Origin of the sequence: Edaphobacter sp. (assembly GCF_035532915.1) — a bacterium.
In the GTDB taxonomy this organism is placed as follows: Bacteria; Acidobacteriota; Terriglobia; order Terriglobales; family Acidobacteriaceae; genus Edaphobacter.
This window is the reverse complement of the sequence record NZ_DATKQC010000426.1, coordinates 1-3,300: the sequence shown is the minus strand read 5'-3', so window position 1 is coordinate 3,300 and position 3,300 is coordinate 1. Positions and strand designations below refer to the sequence as shown.

The following is a 3,300-nucleotide window of genomic DNA, read 5'->3' as shown; positions in this document are numbered from 1 at the left end:
AAGACTGGTGGAGGAGATTGCCGAAGCTCCTCGCGTGGATGTTCCGGAACACGTTGTCGGCGAAGTGGTCCGTGGCTTGTTGAACAATGCGCTGCATGCGCTGGAAGGGCGTGAGGACGCCATCATCTGGGCGCGGATAGAGCCGTATCGAACCGCTGGCGCGAAGGTCGTGTTGAAGATTGAAGACAACGGACCCGGAGTGCCAGAAACTATTCGTGAACATCTTTTCGAGCCATTTGTCTCAAGTGGCGCCGGTCGCGAAAGACTGGGTCTGGGATTGTTTCTCGCCGCCAGTTTGTTGGATATGTACGATGGCCGAATTCGTTATGAGACGAGAAACGACGGCGGCGCCAGCTTTGTCGTTGAGCTGCCCCCGGCGCGTTTTACGCGTGGCCAACCGTATCATTGGTTTGTCGGAGGAGCAACCGAATGAGCCGCATTTATGTCATCGACGATGAAGCGGCCCTGGGAGAAAACATCCAACGGATGTTGCGCTCTTCGGCAACAGCCGTCTCCACGTTTACCGACCCGAAAATTGGACTGGCCGAATGTATGGCCAACCCGCCGGACCTGGTTCTACTCGACATTCGCATGCCGCAGATGTCAGGCGAAGAAGTTTTTGCTCGCCTGCACGAGGTCCATCCAGGACTTCCGATCGTCTTCCTCACCGCATTTGGATCTGTTGAAGGCGCTGTTTTGGCAATGCGCAACGGCGCATTCGACTATTTGCAGAAGCCTTTCAAGCGAGAGGATCTTCTCCTAGTGGTGAAGCGAGCCCTCTCCCATACCTCGCTGAAGCACGAAGTCGAAACTCTGAAGGATCGCCTGGAGGCGCTCGGCGAGGCAGATGCTGCGCAATCCCGCAGTGCCGCGATGCTGGATCAGATGGAAAAATGTCGTCGCGCCGCTGCAACCGACGCAACGGTCATGATTCTGGGAGAAAGCGGCACAGGCAAAGAGGTCATGGCGCGATTTATCCATCAGCAGAGCCGTCGAAAGGACGGCCCGTTCGTGCCAGTGGAGTGCAGCGCCATGCCGGGATCGCTGATTGAAAGCGAGTTGTTCGGCTACGAGCGCGGCGCCTTTACCGGCGCGGATCGCACCAAAAAGGGGCTGATCGAATCCGCGGACGGAGGCACGCTGTTCCTGGATGAAATCGGAGACCTGGGGGTGGAGTTGCAAACGCGCCTGTTTCGCTTTGTTGAAGAGCGGGTGTTGCGGCGGCTCGGTGGTTTGACTCCAGTACGTGTCGAGTGCCGCATCTTGTGTGCCACCAACCAGGACCTGCTTGCCAAAATCAAGGCAGGAACCTTTCGCGAGGAGCTCTACTACCGGCTGAGCGTGGTTACGGTAAAAATTCCGCCCTTGCGCGAACGGCCAGAGGACATCCAGCATCTGGCCCGATTCTTCCTGGAACGATTCTCCCGTCGCTACGGAAAAAGTCTCTCCGCTTCGCCCGGGTTCTACGAGGCGCTGCTTCGCGAGCGCTGGCCCGGCAATGTGCGCCAACTCAAGAACGTGATGGAACGGCTCACTGCCTTGCATCCCGGGGGCGTGCTGGGACCGGAGGACCTCGAAGAGGATACTCCGAAGGTGGAAGCCGTCAGCAGCCTATCGTCCCTTCCCTGGAAGGATGCCCGGGAACAGTATCTGTCGAGCTTTGAAACTTCCTACGCGCACGCTGTCTTAACCCGTTGTGGCGGCAATGTCAGTGCGGCCGCCCGAGAAGCCGGCGTCGATAGGAAGACCTTTTACGCACTTTTGAACCGGGAGAAAGACCAGCAAGTTGGGGAATCCGCTCCCCAGCATGAAGCAGAGAACGGGGAATAAAATCCCCACCAATCTCGAAGCAGAGGCCGTAAGCAATTGCGAATAAAAGATATTCATTCTGGTCTCAGGCGTGCCTTAGGGAAATGCAGGAGCCCTACACATGAAAGTCTTGACTCCAGGCCTGAAGACGGCCCTGGCATTGTTTTGCTTCGTCATGCTGATGCCCCAACCTGGGAACGCGATTCCAGCGTTTGCCCGGAAATTTGGCGTCAAGTGCTACACCTGCCACACCATTCCCCCCGCGCTGAACAAGAACGGCTACATGTTCAAGCGCCTCGGCTACCGGATGCCGCCGGACGAGATGGACGGCTCGAAAGCTGCGCCCAAAGTTAGCGCGCTGGATAAGGACATCAGATTCAGCCTCACCAATAGTATGGCGCTGATCATGCAGGCCAGCTTCACTGAGGACAAAACGGTAGCTGACCCGGGATCCGTCACCTCCGCCTCTCCCACCACGTCGTGCCCCAGCGACACGCAGCAGTCCGCCTCCTGTTCCAGCTTCAACCTGGATGAAGCGGCGTTGTTTGACGCCTCAACCATTCCGTTGACAGGCTTCTCCTACTTCGCGCACTACGAACTCTATCAGGACGGACAGAGCGATCTGGAACAAGGCTTTGGCGTGTACACGGGCGGCCGGGCCAACAGCAATTATTTCGTCAAGGTCGGCGAAATGCACATGCAGGAAGGAGAGGGAACACGCGCGGCCATGTTCTATAACCTCTTTCCCGACCCCTCATTCACACTCTCCAATGTCGATCCCCTTAACTTCTCGCTTGATCAGCATCCGGTTGGGGTAGACGTGGGATATACGCATGCCTCGAACTACTTCAAAAACATCTTTGCCGTTTCGGCAAAGGTGACCAATGGATTGAATGCAGACGGCAGCGAGATTATGAGCGGGTCCACCAAGAACGCCAAAGACGTGTGGGCCGATGCCGACTACTGGTTTGGTCCCGATGGCGGCGTCACAGTGATGATGTACCGCGGGTCCAAAGATCAGATACAGAATGCTGGCGCCAGCAATGAATTCACCTACCGTTCCGACATCTGGCGGGCAGGCGTCTTTGCGAATTATCTGTTCTTCGACAAGCTGGATATCCTGGGCGGCTACATGCGGAGCGAGGATGACTGGGAGTGGCAGCAGACCGGCCCTGCCTCACATTACATTGCGAACGGCTACCGCGGCGAGGTGGATTACTACTTCAAACCCGGCACCGCCGTCATGGCGAGATATGACCGTGCAAGCGAAGACATCGCACCCCAACCACGCATGATCACCCAGGCCTGGGGCATCGGCGGAGAACAGGCGCTTACTTCATTGGGCAACGTTGTATTGCGCGGCACGTTCAATCAGGAGCACGATGGCGACCCGGTTGCGCTGGTAGGCACGACCGACAAATTGTTCAAGCTCGATATCCGGTACATGTGGTAAGGAGAGACTGAAATGCACAAGACAATTCTCACGATGGC

3 protein-coding genes are annotated in these 3,300 nt (G+C 57.0%); all 3 read left to right on the top strand.

The features are described from left to right. Positions 1-433 (top strand): ATP-binding protein (locus tag VMU57_RS19995; RefSeq protein ID WP_325386651.1); only part of this gene is annotated, 433 nt, incomplete at its 5' end. Further along, the gene (locus VMU57_RS19990; RefSeq protein WP_325386649.1) at positions 430-1,830 is read left to right on the top strand and encodes a sigma-54 dependent transcriptional regulator; all 1,401 of its coding nucleotides are present in this window, start codon (positions 430-432) and stop codon (positions 1,828-1,830) included. The genes VMU57_RS19995 and VMU57_RS19990, both read left to right, overlap by 4 nt. A 100-nt stretch (positions 1,831-1,930) precedes the next feature. After that, positions 1,931-3,262, top strand: coding sequence for a hypothetical protein (locus VMU57_RS19985; RefSeq protein WP_325386647.1), 1,332 nt, complete (start codon positions 1,931-1,933; stop codon positions 3,260-3,262). Positions 3,263-3,300: the final 38 nt, after the last annotated feature.